At 59.1% G+C, this 19006-nt stretch carries 21 protein-coding genes and 1 tRNA gene; 3 read left to right on the forward strand and 19 right to left on the reverse strand.

The features are described 5' to 3' along the window. Window positions 1-29 precede the first annotated feature (29 nt). The 3 genes from gcvT (at window position 30) to PSH59_RS20330 (ending at window position 2343) form a co-directional block, all read left to right on the forward strand. On the forward strand, window positions 30-1154 hold the full coding sequence (gene gcvT, locus PSH59_RS20320) for a glycine cleavage system aminomethyltransferase GcvT (protein WP_305393531.1): 1125 nt from the start codon (window positions 30-32) through the stop codon (window positions 1152-1154). Between the two features lie 393 nt (window positions 1155-1547). Beyond that, window positions 1548-1760 carry a cold-shock protein gene (locus tag PSH59_RS20325; RefSeq protein ID WP_003175786.1) on the forward strand — a complete coding sequence of 71 codons (213 nt, stop codon included), beginning with the start codon at window positions 1548-1550 and terminating at the stop codon, window positions 1758-1760. A 94-nt stretch (window positions 1761-1854) separates the two neighbouring features. After that, window positions 1855-2343, forward strand: coding sequence for an RDD family protein (locus PSH59_RS20330; protein ID WP_305393532.1), 489 nt, complete (start codon window positions 1855-1857; stop codon window positions 2341-2343). 67 nt (window positions 2344-2410) lie between these two features. On the opposite strand, the gene nadA is transcribed toward PSH59_RS20330, so the two are convergent. The 19 genes from nadA to aspS form a co-directional block, all read right to left on the reverse strand. After that, a complete protein-coding gene (gene nadA / locus PSH59_RS20335) occupies window positions 2411-3469 on the reverse strand; it encodes a quinolinate synthase NadA (RefSeq protein WP_305393533.1) in 1059 nt (352 codons plus the stop codon). 238 nt (window positions 3470-3707) lie between these two features. Beyond that, entirely contained in the window at window positions 3708-5282 is a 1575-nt protein-coding gene (locus PSH59_RS20340) for a lactate dehydrogenase (protein WP_305393534.1), read from the reverse strand. A 73-nt stretch (window positions 5283-5355) separates the two neighbouring features. Continuing rightward, window positions 5356-5769: a MerR family transcriptional regulator gene (locus PSH59_RS20345; protein ID WP_305393535.1), complete on the reverse strand. Its 414-nt coding sequence runs from the start codon at window positions 5767-5769 to the stop codon at window positions 5356-5358. 87 nt (window positions 5770-5856) lie between these two features. Further along, a complete protein-coding gene (locus PSH59_RS20350) occupies window positions 5857-6432 on the reverse strand; it encodes an NAD(P)H-dependent oxidoreductase (RefSeq protein ID WP_305395319.1) in 576 nt (191 codons plus the stop codon). A 236-nt stretch (window positions 6433-6668) separates the two neighbouring features. Next, a tRNA-Lys gene (locus PSH59_RS20355) sits at window positions 6669-6744 on the reverse strand. 63 nt (window positions 6745-6807) lie between these two features. Further along, window positions 6808-7485: a 7-cyano-7-deazaguanine synthase QueC gene (queC, locus tag PSH59_RS20360; RefSeq protein WP_305393536.1), complete on the reverse strand. Its 678-nt coding sequence runs from the start codon at window positions 7483-7485 to the stop codon at window positions 6808-6810. Window position 7486: 1 nt separating this feature from the next. Beyond that, window positions 7487-8134, reverse strand: coding sequence for a 7-carboxy-7-deazaguanine synthase QueE (gene queE / locus PSH59_RS20365; RefSeq protein WP_248080030.1), 648 nt, complete (start codon window positions 8132-8134; stop codon window positions 7487-7489). Between the two features lie 164 nt (window positions 8135-8298). Beyond that, entirely contained in the window at window positions 8299-9135 is an 837-nt protein-coding gene (ybgF, locus tag PSH59_RS20370) for a tol-pal system protein YbgF (RefSeq protein WP_248080028.1), read from the reverse strand. A gap of 6 nt (window positions 9136-9141) precedes the next feature. After that, a complete protein-coding gene (gene pal / locus PSH59_RS20375; RefSeq protein WP_003209827.1) occupies window positions 9142-9642 on the reverse strand; it encodes a peptidoglycan-associated lipoprotein Pal in 501 nt (166 codons plus the stop codon). A gap of 55 nt (window positions 9643-9697) precedes the next feature. After that, a complete protein-coding gene (gene tolB, locus PSH59_RS20380; RefSeq protein WP_248080201.1) occupies window positions 9698-10978 on the reverse strand; it encodes a Tol-Pal system beta propeller repeat protein TolB in 1281 nt (426 codons plus the stop codon). Window positions 10979-10995: 17 nt separating this feature from the next. Next, window positions 10996-12069, reverse strand: coding sequence for a cell envelope integrity protein TolA (tolA, locus tag PSH59_RS20385; protein WP_248080026.1), 1074 nt, complete (start codon window positions 12067-12069; stop codon window positions 10996-10998). Continuing rightward, complete coding sequence (gene tolR / locus PSH59_RS20390; RefSeq protein WP_160384999.1) at window positions 12069-12521, reverse strand: protein TolR; 453 nt, start codon at window positions 12519-12521, stop codon at window positions 12069-12071. The genes tolA and tolR overlap by 1 nt, the downstream gene beginning before the upstream one ends. A 23-nt stretch (window positions 12522-12544) precedes the next feature. After that, the gene (gene tolQ / locus PSH59_RS20395; protein ID WP_032890916.1) at window positions 12545-13240 is read right to left on the reverse strand and encodes a protein TolQ; all 696 of its coding nucleotides are present in this window, start codon (window positions 13238-13240) and stop codon (window positions 12545-12547) included. 1 nt (window position 13241) lies between these two features. Next, on the reverse strand, window positions 13242-13697 hold the full coding sequence (gene ybgC / locus PSH59_RS20400; protein WP_248080024.1) for a tol-pal system-associated acyl-CoA thioesterase: 456 nt from the start codon (window positions 13695-13697) through the stop codon (window positions 13242-13244). Between the two features lie 139 nt (window positions 13698-13836). Further along, complete coding sequence (ruvB, locus tag PSH59_RS20405; protein ID WP_003175801.1) at window positions 13837-14895, reverse strand: Holliday junction branch migration DNA helicase RuvB; 1059 nt, start codon at window positions 14893-14895, stop codon at window positions 13837-13839. Further along, window positions 14896-15507, reverse strand: coding sequence for a Holliday junction branch migration protein RuvA (ruvA, locus tag PSH59_RS20410; protein ID WP_248080019.1), 612 nt, complete (start codon window positions 15505-15507; stop codon window positions 14896-14898). It abuts the gene before it with no gap. Between the two features lie 68 nt (window positions 15508-15575). After that, a complete protein-coding gene (ruvC, locus tag PSH59_RS20415; RefSeq protein WP_024077147.1) occupies window positions 15576-16100 on the reverse strand; it encodes a crossover junction endodeoxyribonuclease RuvC in 525 nt (174 codons plus the stop codon). Window positions 16101-16257: 157 nt separating this feature from the next. After that, on the reverse strand, window positions 16258-17004 hold the full coding sequence (locus PSH59_RS20420) for a YebC/PmpR family DNA-binding transcriptional regulator (RefSeq protein ID WP_248080014.1): 747 nt from the start codon (window positions 17002-17004) through the stop codon (window positions 16258-16260). Between the two features lie 136 nt (window positions 17005-17140). Continuing rightward, window positions 17141-18916, reverse strand: coding sequence for an aspartate--tRNA ligase (aspS, locus tag PSH59_RS20425; RefSeq protein ID WP_305393537.1), 1776 nt, complete (start codon window positions 18914-18916; stop codon window positions 17141-17143). Between the last annotated feature and the right edge of the window lie 90 nt (window positions 18917-19006).

A 19006-nucleotide genomic window follows, 5' to 3' on the forward strand; every position in this document is an offset into this window, starting at 1 on the left:
CGCGCCAGCACGTTTTTCAGGAGCTGAATATGTCCACCGAAACCCTGTTGAAAACCCCATTGCATGCCCTGCACATCGAACTGGGCGCGCGCATGGTGCCCTTCGCCGGCTACGACATGCCGGTGCAATACCCGCTGGGCGTGATGAAGGAGCACTTGCACACCCGTGATCAGGCCGGGTTGTTCGATGTGTCTCACATGGGCCAGATCCGCCTGACCGGCGCCAACGCCGCCAAAGCCCTGGAAACCCTGGTGCCCGTCGACATTATCGACCTGCCGGTGGGCATGCAGCGCTACGCCATGTTCACCAACGAAAACGGCGGCATCCTTGACGACCTGATGGTCGCCAACCTGGGCAATGACGAGTTGTTCCTGGTGGTCAACGCCGCCTGCAAGGATCAGGACCTGGCACACTTGCGCCAACACATCGGCGATCAATGCACCATCGAGCCGCTGTTCGAAGAGCGCGCCCTGCTGGCCCTGCAAGGCCCGGCGGCGGTGAAAGTGCTCGCGCGCCTGGCACCGCAAGCCAGCAAGATGACATTTATGCAGTTCGCCTCGCTGCGCCTGCTGGGTGTGGACTGCTACGTAAGCCGCTCGGGTTACACCGGTGAAGACGGCTTTGAAATCTCCGTGCCTGCCGCCAACGCCGAAAGCCTCGCCCGCAGTCTGCTGGCCGAGACCGAAGTACAAGCCATCGGCCTGGGCGCCCGCGACTCGCTGCGCCTGGAAGCCGGCCTGTGCCTGTACGGCCACGACATGAACAGCGAGACCACACCGATCGAAGCCAGCCTGTTGTGGGCCATCTCCAAGGCCCGTCGTACCGATGGCGCGCGCGCTGGTGGTTTCCCCGGTGCCGACCGCATCTTCACCCAACAGCAGACCGGCGTGAGCCGCAAGCGTGTGGGCCTGCTGCCGCAAGAGCGCACGCCGGTACGTGAAGGCGCAGAGATCGTCGACGAACACGGCACCGTCATCGGCAGCGTGTGCAGCGGCGGCTTTGGCCCGAGCCTGGGTGGCCCGCTGGCCATGGGTTACCTGGACAGCGCGTTCACGGCGCTGGACACCGAGGTTTCTGCGCTGGTGCGTGGGAAAAAGGTGCCTCTTCGTGTAAGTAAAATGCCATTCGTGCCACAGCGTTACTTCCGCGGTTGATTTGACTGTTCCTATAAGTAACGCAGTTGCGAAAACGTGCACTAATCTGTAACGCAACCGCCATAAAACAGTGCACCCACGATAGTCATTGTTATAGGGATTAACCTATAACAAGTGACCCGTTCTATCGAATAAGGCTAGTGCAGATTATTCCGCGAAGTGTCACCAAGCCCCGCAAAACCTGAGGTTTTGCGGGGCTTGTTTTTTCCATATTAGTTGGCGTAGAGTTTGCCCACTGTGTTTGCATGGGTCGCTTGGAACCTGGACCTGGGCAGTAGCTGAAGTAGTTGTGCTACAACCCGTTCGACGTCTCTTACTTTCCTGCAACCCAGCCCAGTACTCTTTCATGTGAAAGGGGCTGTCATTAATTTTTAGCGTCAAGGAAATAAGAAAATGTCCCAACGTCAGAGCGGTACCGTCAAGTGGTTTAACGACGAGAAAGGGTTTGGTTTTATCACTCCAGAAAGCGGTCCGGATCTGTTCGTGCATTTCCGCGCTATTCAGGGCAACGGCTTCAAGAGCCTCAAAGAAGGCCAGAAAGTGACTTTCGTTGCGGTGCAGGGCCAAAAAGGCATGCAGGCAGACGAAGTACAAGCAGAAGCCTGATTCTTTCTGCGACAAAAAGCCCCTGATATGACATCAGGGGCTTTTTTATGGGCGCGATTCCGTAAACTGCGTCTTTTATTCCGAGAGCCCTGCCATGTCCAAACCCTTGCTGAGCCCCCAAGGCGACTTCCCCGCCGTTGGCCTGGGCCGTCGTCTGGCAGCGATGTTCTACGATTTCCTGCTGTGCACCGCCCTGCTGATCGTCACCGCGTTTATCTACAAACTGATTTGGATCGCGTTCGTCGGCGAAGCCAAAATGCGCAGCCTCACCGAATCCGGCGCACTGGACGGCGACCCGTTGCTGTCGACGATTTTATTGTTCGTGCTGTTTGGCTTCTTCGCCAAGTTCTGGACCCATTCCGGTCAGACCCTGGGCATGCAGGTGTGGGGCGTGCGCGTGCAGAATGCCGACGGCTCGCGCATCAGCCTGTGGCAGGCGCTGCTGCGCTTTGTGGTGTCGATTGCGTCGTGGTTGTGCGTGGGGCTGGGCTTTGTCTGGTCACTGTTCGACAAGCACAAACGCAGCTGGCATGACATTTATTCGGATACGCAGTTGGTGCGGATTCCGAAACAGAAGAAGTAATCAGGGCGATGCCAATCAAGGGTGGGAGGCGACTTCCCCCCACCCTATTTAATGCATTCAGCCGAAGTCAGGCGTTGCCCGCCAGCTTGAGGCGCGCTGCCTGGGTGAAATCCAGCATGCGCTTGAGCGGGCGCACAGCGTGAGGGATCACCGAAGGCTCGACGAAGATCTCGTTACTGCCCTCACGCAGGCACTGCAAGGTGCGCTCCAGCGTGTTCATCGCCATCCACGGGCAATGTGCACAACTGCGGCACGCGGCACCGTTGCCGGCCGTAGGCGCCTCGACGAAGACCTTGTCCGGGCACAGCTGCTGCATCTTGTAGAAGATGCCGCGGTCGGTGGCGACGATAAAGGTCTTGTTCGGCAGACGCTGCGCTGCGGCGATCAGTTGGCTGGTGGAGCCTACCGCGTCAGCCAGCTCGATCACCGAGGTCGGGGATTCAGGGTGCACCAGAATCGCCGCATCCGGGTAGAGCGCCTTCATGTCTTCCAACTGCTTGGACTTGAATTCTTCGTGGACGATGCACGCACCGTCCCACAGCAACATGTCGGCGCCGGTCTGGCGCTGGATGTAGGTGCCCAGGTGTTTGTCCGGGCCCCAGATGATGGTCTCGCCGTTGTCCATCAGGCTTTCGACGATTTCCAGCGCACAGCTGGAGGTCACCACCCAATCGGCCCGCGCTTTAACCGCCGCCGAGGTGTTGGCGTACACCACCACGGTGCGCTCGGGATGCTGGTCGCAGAATGCCGAAAACTCATCCACCGGGCAGCCAAGATCCAGGGAGCACGTGGCTTCCAGGGTTGGCATGAGGATGCGTTTTTCGGGGGTGAGGATTTTGGCGGTCTCGCCCATGAAACGCACACCGGCGACCAGTACGGTCTTGGCCGGGTGGGCGGCGCCGAAGCGGGCCATTTCCAGGGAGTCGGAGACACAGCCGCCAGTTTCTTCGGCCAGGGCCTGAATCACCGGATCGCAATAAAAGTGCGCCACCAGCACCGCGTCCTGAGCCTTGAGCTCGGCGGCGATGGCGGTACGCAGGCTTGCCTCTTCCTCGGCGCTTAGCGCCTTGGGCTGCTTGGCATCGAGGTGGGCTTGAACCAGTAGGCGTTCGGAAATGTGCGTCATGTTCGCAAGACCTGCAGGCGCAGTTGCGCGAAAGTCGAGTGTACCACCGGCTCTGGAGCCCTTCGGGCGCCGCCGGACGAAGTGATTGTGTTCATCAAGCACGGGTAAAGGTGAAGCTGCGCAAGGCTACAGAATATCGAATGGATTCAAAAGCCTAATCTGGTATTCGCGGGTGCGTCTTTCAGGCAAAAAAAACGGGAAGCCCCTGCGCTGGGGCTTCCCGTTTTCGTCTGTGCCCTCAGCGTGTCAGCGCAGTGGGGTCCTGCTGCAACATGACTGATTCATGCATCTTCGCCAGGGCGTCCTTCAAGGTAGCCTCCTCCAAAGCATCCTTGGACTTTTTGCTTTCCTTGGCCGCATATTCCAGCAACACCACGTAGTCATGGCTGACCGAGGCCTGCTTGGGCACGAAGGTCTCGTCCACCAACTTGCCCAATACGTATTTCTGAGTGCGGGTCGCCTGGCTGGCCTCCTGGGAAACCGAAGCGTTGATCAACTGGCCGTCTTTGTAAGACAGGTTGGCCGACGTGCTGGCTTTGTCCTCAACCTGGACGTAGAGGTAGTTTTGCGAGTTTTCATCGCGCGTCAGACCGGGATTTTTACTGCCATCAAGGCCCTTATGGTAACTGGCCGACAGGCTCGACTGCTGGTCCTGGGTAACGCTGCGATCCAACTGGCTACTGCCGCTGACCCGGGTCTTTTGCGACACGTTGTAAGCAAAACTGTCGACTTCAGACGGGCGCATCGGGTTGGACGATTCGCTGACCTGCTTGATGGAGGCCTTGAAGTCCGCCAGGCCAGTCAGTATGCCCTGGTCGGTCGGGTTGCGCGTGAGTGCTTCGGGGAGGCCGACGCCCTGGGGGTAGTTGCTGTTCATGGCGCTGAATGCGTCCTTGAACAGGGTCATCAGCTCGGCCTTGGCGTTGCCACGCTCCTGCACACGATCAAATTGAGCCAGGTAGCTACTCAAGGCCTTGGCCTGTTGCTGGGCATTGCCCAGGATCGCGGCGTTTTTCAGGTCCACGGCCAGGCTCACTTCGCCGCTTGGGCCACTCATGCGCGTGGTGCGGCTTTGTGTATCCGCGTGGAAGGCCAGGGTCTGGTTCTGCCCTTCCAGCGTCTTCAGTTTGGCGTTGAGATCCACCGACGCCAATACCTTCGAGTCAAACGTGGTCAGTTTGCCCAGATCAAGTTTGGGCGGCGTTGCGCCAAGGCCATCGATCGCCGCCTGGAAGGCGCTGCCTAATTGGCCAACGGCCTTGAGCTCGTCATCGCTCAGGCTGCCACCCTCGACCGTTGCCTTTACGCCCAGGCCATCGTTCTGGCTGGACAGGCTGAAAGTGACGGTTTTTCCGCTGGCCGTCTTGATGCTGAGGCTGACCTGGTTGTCGGCCTTGCTGTGCAGCAGCGATTGGTCGACTCGCATCTCGCCGGCATTTTGCGCGCGGTCGGCGCTCGCATAGAGCACAGACTGGGAAATTTCCGTGCCGCCCTTGGCGAACTGCTCTATCAGGCTCGCACCGAGGCCACTGAAGCGACTGGCCGCGGACAGCGCGTTGAAGTTGGTATTAATCGTCTTGCTGAGGGCGTCCTGGCTGGTGTTCTCCCACGCTCGCACGAGCTCCTGGCCAGGCAGTTGCCCGCGGCGCGAATAAGTATCGGATAGCGTGTCGGACACCACATTGCCCAGGCTGACCACCGACGAAGGGCGGGCAACGGCGCCAGCGGCGTTCTGCACCACACTGACGGGGGCAGGTTCGATAGGCCGAATAGCGCGTGCGATGGCGGAACTGATAGGCGAAAGCGTCGTCATGACAATCCCTGTCTTGAGGTGAACGAACTCGATTTAACACAAACCCTCGGACGCGAGGCAAGCGATAAAAAAATCACTGATGAAGCGTCGAACTCAATGACGCCATATTAGCTGCACCTGCCGGCGCAGCGAGGCACTGATATCGGGCGTCCTCGAGGCTGCTTTCAAACTGTTCAAGGCCATCGTAGAGGCTTTGCAAATTTTGGATTCGGGTTATCAGCTCGTGTTTTTTATCTGCAATGGCCTTGCAGGCCAATTCCCAGGGCAGTGCCTGCCCCCGGTGATCCTGAAGGATCGCCTGCATTTCCTTGAGTTTGAAGCCCAGTTGCTGAGCGCATTTGATGAACATCAGCAACTCGACACTTTGCTGGTTGTAAACCCGATACTTACCTTCACGCACGGGCGGCGGCAGTAAGCCGATGTTCTCGTAATGGCGGATCGTCTTAACAGTGGTGCCCGACAGCAGGGCGGCTTTGCCGATATACATGAAAAGTCCCTATCACGGCGCAGGAATGGGCGCACGAGGGCGCATCGCATCTTCACACATGTGTCCGGGATCGGGAACCTGAGGACCTCAACGCTCGGCGATCGCCTGCGCGTGCTTGAGCCAGGCTTCTCGCCGGGCCAGACCGGAACCCAAAATTGGTCCGAACATCAGGGTTTTCAGCGGCTTGATACCGCAGAACGCCAGCGTGGTTGTGCGCACCTGGTGCACGCCCGGCATGCGATAAACCCACTTGTAATACCAGGGAGGCGTATCCATCGTGACCAGCAGGTGGGCCGTCCTCCCCTTTAACAGCTTATCGGGAAAGGCTTTGCCTTCACGGTACTTGAAGGCAAAACCAGGCAGGAACGTCCGGTCGAAAAAGCCTTTCATCAGCGCCGGAATAGCACCCCACCAGATGGGGTAGACAAATGCCAGGTGTTGCGCCCACGTGATATCGACCTGAGCCTGGAGCAGATCGGGTTCCAGCGGCTGGATCCGGTTGTAGCCCTCATGCAGCACGGGATCGAAGTTCAGCGCCCCCACTCGCAGCAGACGCACCTCATGCCCGGCACGTATTGCGGCTTGCACATACGCGCCGGCCAATGCGCCGCAAAAGCTGTCGGCGCAGGGATGTCCCAGAATTACCAATACTCGCTTGCCCATCATCACTTCACCCTGAACGTTGGACGCCCAGAATAGGGTGTGCCCTTAACGGGAGAGTCAACAGGAGGGTTGTCGGCGGGTATTGGCGGCATGCGCCGAGATGGGGTTGCGATGGGCCTGAACAGGCGATTTTTTCGTGACACTCAGTGCGTTGCGCACTCGCCAAATCCCAGGCAAAAAAAAACCCGGAAATCCTCACTTGCGTGGGCCTTCCGGATTTTCTAAACCGCCAAAAATGGTGGGTCGTGTGGGATTCGAACCTACGACCAATTGGTTAAAAGCCAACTGCTCTACCAACTGAGCTAACGACCCGCTGTGTGGTGGCGCGTATAATACTGATTTCTAAGGATTATTCAACACCTTATTTGAAATAAATCAGAAATAACGCGTTGGGTCCGTAATTCCGGCCATTTTGAAGCCCTCGGCACGCAGTCGGCAGGCGTCGCATTGCCCACACGCACGACCGGCATCGTCTGCCTGATAGCAGGAAACAGTCTGCGAAAAATCCACGCCTAGTCCTACGCCCGCCTTCACGATGTCTGACTTGCTCAGGTTCTGCAGCGGCGCCCGAATACGAAACCCCTGCCCTTCTACCCCGGCCTTTGTCGCCAGGTTGGCCATGCGTTCGAACGCCTCGACGTATTCCGCACGGCAGTCCGGGTAGCCATTGTAATCAAGGGCGTTCACGCCGATAAATATATCGCGGGCATTCAGCACTTCGGCCCAGCCCAGGGCCAGTGACAGGAACACCGTATTGCGCGCCGGTACGTACGTGACCGGAATGCCCTGGATAGGCGCCAGCGGCACGTCGATAGCGCTTTCAGTCAGGGCAGAGCCGCCGATGCCGGTGAGGTTCAGGCCAATCACTTTGTGCTCCACCACACCAAGGTCATGGGCGACACGCGCGGCGGCATTCAATTCGGCGCGGTGGCGCTGGCCGTAGTCAAAGCTCATGGTGTAGCAGCTGTAGCCGTCAGCACGGACTATGGCCACCAGCGTGGCGGAGTCGAGGCCGCCGGACAGCAGGATGACCGCGCGCTTTTGCTCGCTCATCTCAGCGCCCCGGCTCGTCGTTCCACAGGTATTTATGCAACTGCAATTGCAGGCGTACCGGCAGATTGTCGGCCACGACCCAGTCAGCCAGGTCGCGGGCATTGAGGTCATGATGGCTCGGAGAGAACAGCACCTCGCCGGCGCGACGGTCGAGACCGTACTGGATCAACTTGGAGGCCGCCCAGTCATAGTCGTCGCGCGAACAGATAACGAACTTGACCTGATCGTTGGCCGTCAGCAAGTCCATGTTGTCATAGAGGTTGCGGTGCGCCTCCTTGGAACCCGGGGTCTTGAGGTCGACCACGCGGCTGACGCGTGGGTCGACCGCCGAGATGTCCAGGGCACCACTGGTTTCAAGGGACACTTCATAACCGGCATCACACAGCCGCTTGAGCAGCGCAATGGCATTGGGCTGGGCCAACGGCTCGCCCCCGGTCACGCAGACGTAGCGCGGCTTGAAGCCAGCAACCTGCTCGAGGATGTCGTCCAGGGTGCGCACGGTGCCACCACTGAAGGCATAGGCGCTGTCACAGTATTGGCAACGCAACGGGCAACCGGTGAGGCGCACAAATACGGTGGGCAGCCCAGCGGTTCGCGTTTCACCCTGCAACGAGTAAAAAACTTCGGTAATACGTAATGTGTCTTGCATAGTCGCCACGGGCGTAACAGCTAAACAGGCTGTCCGCCTCCGTCAGGCACTTAGAGGAACCCCGCCAACGCGCAGGCCCCAAAAAGCGTGTTTCATAAAAGGGCGTGGATTCTAACGAAAAAACCCGCGCCAGGCGCGGGTTTCTTCTAAACGGGCTGCGCTGCTTACAAACGTTGCAGATCCCGTTGAGCCAACTGAGCAGCGGAAGTCCCCGGATATTGGGCGACGACCTGCTGCAGAATGCCTTTGACCTTGTCGGTATGACCCAGGCGGCGCTCTACGTCAGCGAGTTTGTACAGCGAATCAGGCACCTTGGCATGCTTGGGGTACAGCTGGCTGACCTTGGCAAATGCCTGGCCCGCCCCCTGCAAATCACCCTTTGCCAGGTTCACCTCGCCCAACCAGTATTGGGCATTGCCCGCGTACTGGCTGTTGGGGTAACGCCCAAGGAATGCGGTAAAGGCTTTGCTGGCCTTGTCGAAGTCCTTGGCCTTGATCAGGTCGAAGGCTGCATCGTAATACAGTTTTTCCTTCGCCGGATCACCCGGTTCGCTGCTGGCGGCAGGGGCCTGGCCCGCAGCCGCGGCCCCTGCTGCCGCCCCACCGGCGGCGGCGCTTGGCGCACCACCGGTAGAAGAATTATCTGGAGTAGCGGCTGGTGTAACGCCGGCTCCTATACGTCGATCAAGATCCTGGTAACGCTCCAGGCCTTCTTGCTTGAGCTGGTTCACTTGATTTTGCAGCACTTCAATTGCGCCCTGTTGCTGCGCCAATTGATCCTGCATGCGTTGCAACTGGTTGAACAGTTCGCCCTGTGCCGAGGGAGCGGACGTAGCCGCCCCCCCAGCATAGGCGCCGTTCGTGCCATAACCTGCTGGCGGATAGCTGCTCCCGCTATTGTTATAGCCAGAGTTGCTATCCGTTACAGGAACCGCAGCCCACACCGCAAGCGGTGCGAAGCTGAGAGCCAATACAGTCAGAGCACGACGGCACGTTCGCATGACGAATTACTTACGCAGTTCGACGCGACGGTTTTGAGCCCAGGACTGCTCGTCGTGGCCAGTAGCAACTGGACGCTCTTTACCGTAGGAAACCAGTTCCAGTTGGCCTGGAGCAACACCTTGCAGTACCAGGTAGCGCTGAACGGCTTTCGCACGACGCTCGCCCAGTGCCATGTTGTACTCACGAGTACCACGTTCGTCGGTGTTACCTTCCAGAACAACGCGAGCGCCGTTAGCTTTCAGGTCTTTCGCGTGAACGTCCAGAGCGCGCATGGCTTCTGGTTTCAGGTCCGAACTGTCATATTCGAAGTAGAAAGTGGTGATAGCGCGCAGAGCAGCTTCTTCGCTCAGGGAGCCGTCAACTGCACCAGTGTTAGCGCCGTAACCAGCGTTTGGATCAACAGCTGCGCCTTCACCGGCATTGTCGCCGCCTTTAGACGAGCAACCAACGGCTACGGACAGAGCCAGAGCCAGAGCAGCAAACTTACCAAACTTCAGCATTTCCATCGTGAAACTCCTAATGAACCCCAGTGTGTTAAGTACTTCTTTTTGTAGCGCCGCGTCAGTTCAGGTAAGGGGACCAGGACGGTTCTCTGACTTCGCCTTGAGCGGTAGGAAGCGGGAGCCTCACGCGTCCATTAATGGACACGAGCATCAAGACTCCCCGGCCCTGCTGGCGGGTGGCGTAGATTACCATGGTGCCGTTGGGCGCAACAGTAGCTGACTCATCAAGGTTGGTATCTGTAAGGATTTTTACCGTTCCACGCTGCAAATCCTGGGCCGCAACCCGGAAATTAGTGAAACCATCCTGACGGTGAATCATCACCAACGTCTTTTCATCAGCCGAAAGCTTAGGGTTGGCGTTGTAGTTACCAATAAAGGTCACTCGTTCCGCACCGCCACCGCCAATACTCGATTTGTAGATTTGTGGCTTGCCGCCCCGGTCAGAGGTGAAGTAGATGGTCGAACCATCCTTACCCCAGAACGGTTCAGTGTTAATGCCCGGGCCGCTGGTCACGCGTGTGATCTGGCGCGAAGCCATGTTCATCACGTAGATATCCGGGTTGCCGTCTTTGGACAGTACGAACGCCAGGCGCGAACCATCCGGCGACCAGGCCGGTGCACCGTTAAGGCCTTCGAAGTTGGTGATCTGCTCACGACGGCCAGTGTCGATGTGCTGGACGAAGATACGCGGACGCTTCTGTTCGAACGACACGTAGGCAATACGCTTGCCATCCGGTGCAAAGCGCGGCGACAGGATTGGCTCACGCGACTGCAGCAAGGTTACAGCGCGCGCGCCGTCATAGTCCGAACGTTGCAGGGTATAGCGGGTGTTGTCTACGGAGAAACGTTCAGCCGTTACATACAGCAGACGTGTCGAGAAAGCCCCCTTGATACCGGTGAGCTTTTCAAACGACTGGTCTGAAATGTAGTGGGCCATGTCCCGCAATTGTTCGGTGGTGCCCGAAACACTGCCGGTCAAGACCTGCTGCTCGGTCGCCACGTTGAACAGGGTGTACTGGATCTGCAGGCGACCGCCGGCCGGCACAATGTTGCCGACCATCAGGTATTGCGCGCCTACCGCTTTCCAGTCACGGAACACGACTTCGCTGGCCTGGTTAGGCTGGCTGATCATATTGCCTTTGGGAATCGGCGCGTAGTAGCCGGAGTTGCGCAGGTCGTCGCTGACGATCTGGGCCATGTCGTCCGGCAGCACACTGCCGCCCTGCCAACCGAACGGTACTACAGCGATCGGGGTGGCCCGGTCGCTACCGCTGGTGACCAGGATGTTCTTTTCATCCGCCGCCGCTATCCCTGCCATACAGCAAATAACGACAAGCATTCCTCGAAGAAGGTTTCTCACAAGGCTAGATCCTCAGGTGTGAATGTCATCTTGAATGAACGATAGGGAGCGAAGTCGCTTGGTTTCATTCCCTGCATCTCGGTCAACCGGCCAATATTCTTGACCGCGGCAACCGCCGAACTGTCGAACGAACCGTCACCACTGGACTTGGCCACAGTAACCGAAGTCACCGTACCGTCCGGCAACATGCCGATCTGCAGCACTACTGTCATGCCTTTGCGTGCCGAAGGCGGACGGGTCCAACCCTCTGCTGCCCGCGCCCGAATCAAATCGTCGAAACTGCCCGCGACTTCATCGCCACGCTCATCGGCCAAGGCTTGCTGACGCTGCGGCGTGTCGGAGAGCAAATCTGCCAAGGCCTGGGCCTTTTTCTCTTCGGCGGATTTACGCGCTGCTTCCTGGGCCTTTTTCTTGGTGGCATCGGCGGCAGCTTTCTTCTTCGCGTCGTCGGCGATTTTCTTCTTCGCCTCGTCTGCTTCAGCTTTTTTCTTGGCGTCTTCGGCGGCTTTCTTCTTCGCGTCTTCGACGATCTTTTTCTTGGCTTCTTCAGCGGCCTTTTTCTTGGCCTCTTCTTCAGCTGCTTTTTTGGCTTCTTCTTCAGACTTCTTCTTGGCTATATCAGCCAATTGTTTCTCTTCGGCCTTTTTCGCTTCGGCAGCTTTCTCGGCTTTCTTGGCTTCATCAGCCTTTTTCGCCTCGTCGGCCTTCTTCGCTTCGTCAGCCTTTTTCGATTCCTCGGCCTTTTGAGCCGCCTCTTCTTTCTTTTGTTCCGCAGCAGCCTTCACCGCTTCCTGCTCGACCTTCTTCTGTTCCATCTGTTCGACTTCAGTCTGGCGCGCAGCCGACTTCTGGGCCTCACCCGCAATCTTCTGATTGGTCTGGGTGGTGGCCTGACTTTTCGATTTCAGCTGATACAGGGTCGCCTGCACGATCGGCTTGGCTGGCGGCAGGTCCGGGGTCATGGCAAAGCTGACGAACAGCATGCCAAAGACCAGGACGTGCAGGGCAATTGCCCAGACGCTAGGCCAGAAGTAGCTCTCCGAGGCGGACGGCTCTCGCTGTTGCTGCATCAGGGCGCCTCGGTGATCAAGCCAACGTTACCGACGCCGGCCTTCTGCAGCCCGCCCATGGCGCCCATGACGGAGCCGTAGTCGACCGACTTGTCGCCGCGGATGAACACCTGGGTATGCTTGCCGCCTTCGTTGCCGGAACGAATGATCTTGGTCACCGCGTCGGTCATCGCCGGCAGGGTCAGGGCCTTGTCCTGCTGCTTCTGGGTATCGACTTCGCTGCCAAGGTTCCAGTAGTAGGTCTTGTCAGCCTTGATCGAAATGGTCAGCACCTGGGTGTTGTTGTCCTGAGGCAAGGCTTCGCTGGAAACCTTGGGCAGATCAACCTTCACACCCTGGTTGAGCATCGGCGCGGTCACCATGAAGATCACCAGCAGCACCAGCATCACGTCGATGTAAGGCACTACGTTCATCTCGGCGACCGGCTTGCGCTTGGTTCGAGCTCGAGTGATTAAAGCCATCGGGGAGTACCTGCTTATTCTTCGCTGGTGTGCACTTTACGGTGCAGGATCGCCTGGAATTCATCGGCGAAGGTGTAGTAACGGCCAATCAGGTTTTCGCCGCGCGCGGCAAAACGGTTGTAGGCAATAACAGCCGGGATCGCGGCGAACAGGCCGATCGCGGTGGCGATCAGGGCTTCGGCGATACCTGGGGCCACGGTGGCCAGGGTGGCTTGCTGAGCCTGGGCCAGGCCGCGGAAAGAGTTCATGATGCCCCACACGGTACCGAACAGGCCGATGTACGGGCTGACGGAACCTACGGTGGCGAGGAACGGCAGGCTCTGCTCCAGTTTCTCTTCTTCGCGGGAAATGGCCACGCGCATGGCACGGGCGACGCCTTCCATCACCGCTTCCGGATCAACACCCGGTTGCTGGCGCAGGCGCGAAAATTCCTTGAAACCGGCACGGAAGATCTGCTCGACGCCCGAATCCGGGTCGGGGTTGCTGCCGGCCTGGCGATACAGCTTGGACAGGTCGATACCCGACCAGAAGCGCTCTTCAAAGCTCTCCAGGGCACGTCGACCGGCACGCAGCAGGTTGCTGCGCTGAAAAATCATGACCCAAGAGGTAACCGATGCGGCTACCAGGATCAGCATGACCAGTTGAACCACAACACTGGCATTGCTGACCAGGCTCCACATGGAGGAATGGTCGACGACGGTAGGTTCCACGCTAAATCTCCTGCTTTGATTGTTTACCCGCGCCGCTCACGGCGGCAAAGGCCGCACGTAGAGTTTCGGGAATGGCCCGAGGTTTCAAACTGTTGGTGCGCACACACGCCACCAGGAACTGCCCCTCACAGAGCAGCGTTGCATCCGTTGCCCGCCTGACCTGCTGCTTGAAACGCAGGCTGGCACGGTTCAATTCGATTACTTCAGCGCTGACCAGCAGCTCGTCGTCCAATCGCGCCGGTGCGTGGTAACGCGCCTCGCTGGAGTGCACGACGAATAACAGGTCCTCCCCTGCCAGCTGGGATTGGGCAAAGCCCAGCTCCCGTAGCCGCTCGGTTCGAGCCCGCTCCATAAACTTGAGGTAATTGACGTAATACACGATGCCGCCGGCATCGGTGTCCTCGTAATAAACGCGACAGCGATGTGCGAACGACTGTTCCCCGTTTTGCGCGCGCATACTCTAGTGCTTACTCCTGAGGTTGCCAATCCGGCTGGGCAACTGTTTTTGCATTCTCGAAGACATTTCCTACGACTGAATGACGACGCCAGACACTGGGACAGCACAAACCTCGAATAAATCGACCCACATAGCCTTTTTAATCGTCAACCGCATCGAGAAATTCGTCTACCACAGGCATCTCACCCAATCGTGACGGAATGTTTAAGCCAAAGTGCAGGTAGGCGTGGCGCGTCACCACCCGCCCCCTGGGCGTACGCATGATGTAGCCCTGCTGGATCAGGTACGGCTCCAGCACGTCCTCAATGGTATGGCGCTCCTCGCTGATGGCCGCAGCCAGGCTGTCGACCCCTACCGGGCCGCCGTCAAACTTCTCGATCATGGTCAAGAGCAGACGCCGGTCCTGGTGATCAAACCCATGCTCATCCACGTCCAGCAGGTTCAAGGCCAGGTCGGCCACAGCCTTGGTGATGTGGCCCTTGGCGCGTACTTCGGCAAAATCACGCACGCGGCGCAGCAAACGGTTGGCGATTCGAGGTGTGCCACGGGCTCGGCGCGCGATTTCAAAGGCGCCTTCCGGGTCCAGCGGTAAACCGAGAATGCTGGCCGAACGGCTGACGATGGTCGCCAGGTCTGCAGTGCTATAGAACTCTAGACGTTGAACGATACCGAAACGGTCTCGAAGCGGATTGGTCAGCATGCCGGCACGGGTGGTCGCCCCCACCAGGGTGAACGGTGGCAGGTCGAGCTTGATCGAACGAGCCGCAGGGCCCTCGCCAATCATGATATCGAGCTGAAAGTCCTCCATGGCCGGGTACAGCACCTCCTCGACGATCGGCGATAGCCGGTGAATCTCGTCGATAAACAGCACGTCATGGGGCTCAAGGTTGGTCAGCAGCGCCGCCAGATCACCCGGACGCTCCAGCACCGGGCCGGAGGTGGATTTGATCGATACGCCCATTTCCTGGGCAATGATGTTGGCCAGCGTAGTTTTACCCAACCCCGGCGGGCCGAAGATCAGCGTGTGGTCAAGCGACTCACTGCGCCCGCGTGCGGCCTGGATGAACAGCTCCATTTGCTCGCGCACGGTGGGCTGGCCGATGTAGTCGGCCAGGCTCAGGGGGCGAATGGCACGGTCCTGGACTTCTTCACGGTCGCGCGGGCCGGTGGCCGCGATCAGACGATCAGCTTCAATCACTTAAATCATTCCCTTCAGGGCTCGGCGGATCATGTCTTCACTGCTCAGGTTCTTGTCCTTGATGGCCGACACGGCCTTACTGGCTTCCTGCGGCTTGTAGCCCAGGGAAATCAGCGCGCTGACCGCATCGCTCTCGGCACTGGCCACCTGGCCTGGCGGCATATCCGGTTGGTTGGGCACCAGGGCAAACATGCTCGGCACAACCTCCCAGGCCTTGAAGCGGTCCTTGAGCTCCACCAACAAGCGCTCGGCGGTCTTCTTGCCGACCCCCGGCACCTTGGTCAGCGCCGAAGTGTCCTGGGCCGAGACGGCACGCACCAATTCGTCCACTTCCAGGCTCGACATCAATGCCAGGGCCAGTTTGGGGCCTACGCCGTTGAGGCGGATCAGCTCGCGGAAGAAGTCGCGGTCGCGCTTGCCAATGAAACCATAGAGCAATTGCGCGTCTTCGCGTACCACCAAATGGGTGTGCAAGGTCAGCGGCTCGCCTACGGACGGCAGGCGATACAGGGTGGTCATGGGCACTTCCAGCTCATACCCCAACCCATTGACATCCAGAATCAGGTGCGGCGGCTGTTTCTCAGCCAGGGTGCCGCGCAAGCGTCCAATCACGGTTCAGATCCTTAAAGCGTAGGGGTCAGATCAAGGCCTGACCGCAAAATTCGATTGCGCTGATGCTATCAGAGACGCAGGCGTCCGCCACGACTGCGTGCAGTGCCCAAGCCATGAGGCAGCAGGCTGGAACGGGTGTGCGCATGGCAAATGGCGATAGCCAGGGCGTCGGAGGCATCGATCTGCGGTTTTGAAGTGAGCTTGAGCATGTGCATGACCATCATCTGCACCTGCTCTTTATTGGCGGCACCGGTGCCGACCACGGCCTGCTTGACCTGGGTCGCGGTGTACTCGGCGATTTCCATGCCCTCCTCGGCGCCTGCAACGATCGCGGCGCCACGGGCCTGGCCCAACTTCAAGGCCGAATCGGCGTTTTTCGCCATGAATACTTTTTCGATGCCCATGGTCACCGGGCCGTAGGTCTGGATCACTTCACGCACGCCGCGGTAGACAATCTGCAAGCGCTCGGCCAGCTCACCCGCCCCCGTGCGAATACACCCCGAGGCGACGTAAACACAGCCACGCGGGGTGTGTTGCACCACGCCAAAACCGGTGATGCGCGAACCGGGGTCGATACCTAGGATTAAAGTCATAACGCCTGCGGGTTGGATAAACACATTTGTTGATACACCAACGTTCAAATGCGGGAGAGGGCTTGCCTCCGATAACGGCGGTTCAGTCGATTTATAAGTCACTGACACACCGTCATCGGGGGCAAGCCCCCTCGCGCATTTGGATCTACATCATTCTTCAGCCTAGCTGTTCGGCCACGGATTCCGGGATGTCGGCGTTCGAATACACGTTCTGCACATCGTCCAGGTCTTCGAGCATGTCCAGCATCTTCAGCACCTTCTGCGCACCCTCCAGGTCCAGTTCGGCACTGGTGGTCGGCAGCATCACGATTTCCGCGTCGGTGCCCTTGAACCCCGCCGCCTCCAGCGCATTACGCACGGCGTAGAAACTGGCGAAGGAGGTGAACACGTCGATGGAGCCGTCTTCGTTGGTTACCACGTCGTCGGCATCCGCCTCCATGGCCGCTTCCATCAGCGCATCTTCGTCCGTGCCCGGCGCAAAGGTAATCTGGCCCTTGCGCTCGAACAGGTAGGCCACGGAACCGTCAGTGCCCAGGTTACCGCCGCATTTGCTGAACGCATGGCGCACAGCGGCCGCAGTGCGGTTGCGGTTATCGGTCATGCACTCGACCATCACCGCCACGCCGCCGGGGCCGTAGCCTTCGTAGGTCAACTCGACCATGTCGTCGGTGTCGGCCGCGCCGGCACCGCGGGCCACCGCACGGTCGATGATGTCGCGGCTCATGTTGGCGCCGAGGGCCTTGTCCAGTGCCAGGCGCAAACGTGGGTTGGAGCCGGGGTCACCACCTCCCTGGCGGGCGGCGACGGTCAGCTCGCGGATCCACTTGGTGAAAATCTTGCCTTTCTTGGCATCCTGTCGCTCTTTGCGGTGCTTGATGTTCGCCCACTTGGAATGGCCAGCCATAACACAACTCCGAAAATTCTCTAGAAACCTTGGTCAACTCCGCCCTCGGCGGAATGTAGCGCTTTAACGCAAAGGCGCATCCGAAGATGCGCCTTTTTGACTGCCTGAAACTCTATCGCGCTTTCACGCAGCAGCCTTACTCAGCTTTTGGTGTCTCGCGCAGGCGAATATGAAGCTCGCGCAGCGCCTTGGCGTCCACCACACCGGGTGCCTGCGTCATCACGTCCGCAGCACTCTGGGTTTTCGGGAAGGCGATCACTTCGCGGATCGACTGGGCGCCGGTCATCAGCATCACCAGACGGTCCAGGCCGAAGGCCAGGCCACCGTGCGGCGGCGCGCCGTATTTGAGGGCGTCGAGCAGGAAGCCGAATTTCTCTTCCTGTTCCGCTTCGTTGATGCCCAGCAGGCGGAACACCGCTTGCTGCATCTCTTTGCGGTGGATACGGATCGAACCGCCACCCAGTTCGGTGCCGTTGAGCACCATGTCGTAGGCACGGGACAGCGCGCCTGCAGGGTTGGCTTCCAACTCCGCAGGGGAGCACTTCGGCGCGGTGAACGGGTGATGCAAGGCGCTGAAGCTGCCGTCGTCGTTCTCTTCGAACATCGGGAAGTCAACGACCCACATCGGCGCCCATTCGCAGGTCAGCAGGCTCAGGTCGTGACCGAGCTTGATACGCAGGGCACCCAGGGCTTCGCTGACGATTTTGGCTTTGTCGGCACCGAAGAACACGATGTCGCCATCGACCGCGCCGACGCGATCCAGGATCACGTTCAGGTTGGCTTCGGGGATGTTTTTCACGATCGGCGATTGCAGACCGTCAACACCGTTGGCGCGCTCGTTGACCTTGATGTACGCCAGGCCCTTGGCACCGTAGATGCCGACGAACTTGGTGTAATCGTCGATCTGCTTGCGCGGCATGCTCGCGCCGCCTGGCACACGCAGGGCGGCGATGCGGCATTTCGGGTCGTTGGCCGGGCCGCTGAACACCTTGAAGTCGACGTCCTTTAGCTGGTCGGCAACGTCCACCAGTTCCAGCGGGTTACGCAGGTCCGGCTTGTCGGAACCGTAGCGGCGCATGGCCTCTTCGAAGGTCATGTGCGGGAATTCGCCGAACTCCAGGTCCAGCACTTCCTTGAACAGGTTGCGAATCATTTGCTCGGTCAGGCCCATGATCTCTTTTTCATCGAGGAAACTGGTCTCGATGTCGATCTGGGTGAATTCCGGTTGACGGTCAGCACGCAGGTCTTCGTCGCGGAAGCATTTGGCGATCTGGTAGTAACGGTCGAAGCCGGCCACCATCAGCAGTTGCTTGAACAACTGCGGCGATTGCGGCAGCGCGAAGAACGAACCGGCGTGGGTACGGCTCGGCACCAGGTAGTCACGCGCGCCTTCCGGGGTGGCCCGGGTCAGGATCGGCGTTTCTACGTCAAGGAAGCCATTCTCGTCGAGGAAACGGCGGATGCTGGTGGTCATGCGCGAACGCAGACGCAGTTTCTCGGCCATTTCCGGACGACGCAGGTCCAGGAAGCGGTAGCGCAGACGGGTTTCTTCGCCGACGTCGGAGTATTCGTTGAGTGGGAACGGCGGGGTTTCCGACTCGTTCAGCACTTCCAGCTCATAGCCCAGCACTTCGATACCGCCGGAGGCCATGTTCTTGTTCACGGCACCAGCCGGACGCAGGCGAACCTTGCCGGTGATCTTCACGACGTACTCGCTGCGCACACGATCGGCGGCGGCGAAGCTTTCGGCACGGTCCGGATCGAACACCACCTGGGCCAGACCATCACGATCACGGATATCGAGGAAGATCACCCCGCCGTGGTCGCGGCGACGGTGAACCCATCCGCAAAGGGTAATTTCCTGACCTTCCAGGGTCTCGTTCAGTTGGCCGCAATAGTGGCTGCGCATCATGGTCGTGGTTTCACTTCTCGTAATTCGTAATTCGGTGGCAGGCGTGCCTCGTCACCGTACAGTTAAGCAGGGGACGGATAATGCAGGAGC

Source organism: Pseudomonas sp. FP2309, assembly GCF_030687575.1.
Taxonomy (GTDB): Bacteria; Pseudomonadota; Gammaproteobacteria; order Pseudomonadales; family Pseudomonadaceae; genus Aquipseudomonas.

Excerpts from the sequence above, each read along its gene's own strand:
- PSH59_RS20330 (WP_305393532.1), top strand. The coding sequence starts at position 1,855 with ATGTCCAAACCCTTGCTGAGCCCCCAAGGCGACTTCCCCGCCGTTGGC.
- PSH59_RS20340 (WP_305393534.1), bottom strand. The coding sequence starts at position 5,282 with ATGACGACGCTTTCGCCTATCAGTTCCGCCATCGCACGCGCTATTCGG.
- PSH59_RS20345 (WP_305393535.1), bottom strand. The coding sequence starts at position 5,769 with ATGTATATCGGCAAAGCCGCCCTGCTGTCGGGCACCACTGTTAAGACG.
- queC (WP_305393536.1), bottom strand. The coding sequence starts at position 7,485 with ATGAGCGAGCAAAAGCGCGCGGTCATCCTGCTGTCCGGCGGCCTCGAC.
- pal (WP_003209827.1), bottom strand. The coding sequence starts at position 9,642 with ATGGAAATGCTGAAGTTTGGTAAGTTTGCTGCTCTGGCTCTGGCTCTG.
- ybgC (WP_248080024.1), bottom strand. The coding sequence starts at position 13,697 with ATGCGCGCGCAAAACGGGGAACAGTCGTTCGCACATCGCTGTCGCGTT.
- ruvC (WP_024077147.1), bottom strand. The coding sequence starts at position 16,100 with ATGACTTTAATCCTAGGTATCGACCCCGGTTCGCGCATCACCGGTTTT.
- PSH59_RS20420 (WP_248080014.1), bottom strand. The coding sequence starts at position 17,004 with ATGGCTGGCCATTCCAAGTGGGCGAACATCAAGCACCGCAAAGAGCGA.
- nadA (WP_305393533.1), bottom strand. The coding sequence starts at position 3,469 with ATGACGCACATTTCCGAACGCCTACTGGTTCAAGCCCACCTCGATGCC.
- ybgF (WP_248080028.1), bottom strand. The coding sequence starts at position 9,135 with ATGCGAACGTGCCGTCGTGCTCTGACTGTATTGGCTCTCAGCTTCGCA.
- aspS (WP_305393537.1), bottom strand. The coding sequence starts at position 18,916 with ATGATGCGCAGCCACTATTGCGGCCAACTGAACGAGACCCTGGAAGGT.
- PSH59_RS20325 (WP_003175786.1), top strand. The coding sequence starts at position 1,548 with ATGTCCCAACGTCAGAGCGGTACCGTCAAGTGGTTTAACGACGAGAAA.
- tolB (WP_248080201.1), bottom strand. The coding sequence starts at position 10,978 with ATGCTTGTCGTTATTTGCTGTATGGCAGGGATAGCGGCGGCGGATGAA.
- queE (WP_248080030.1), bottom strand. The coding sequence starts at position 8,134 with ATGCAAGACACATTACGTATTACCGAAGTTTTTTACTCGTTGCAGGGT.
- gcvT (WP_305393531.1), top strand. The coding sequence starts at position 30 with ATGTCCACCGAAACCCTGTTGAAAACCCCATTGCATGCCCTGCACATC.
- tolA (WP_248080026.1), bottom strand. The coding sequence starts at position 12,069 with ATGCAGCAACAGCGAGAGCCGTCCGCCTCGGAGAGCTACTTCTGGCCT.
- PSH59_RS20350 (WP_305395319.1), bottom strand. The coding sequence starts at position 6,432 with ATGGGCAAGCGAGTATTGGTAATTCTGGGACATCCCTGCGCCGACAGC.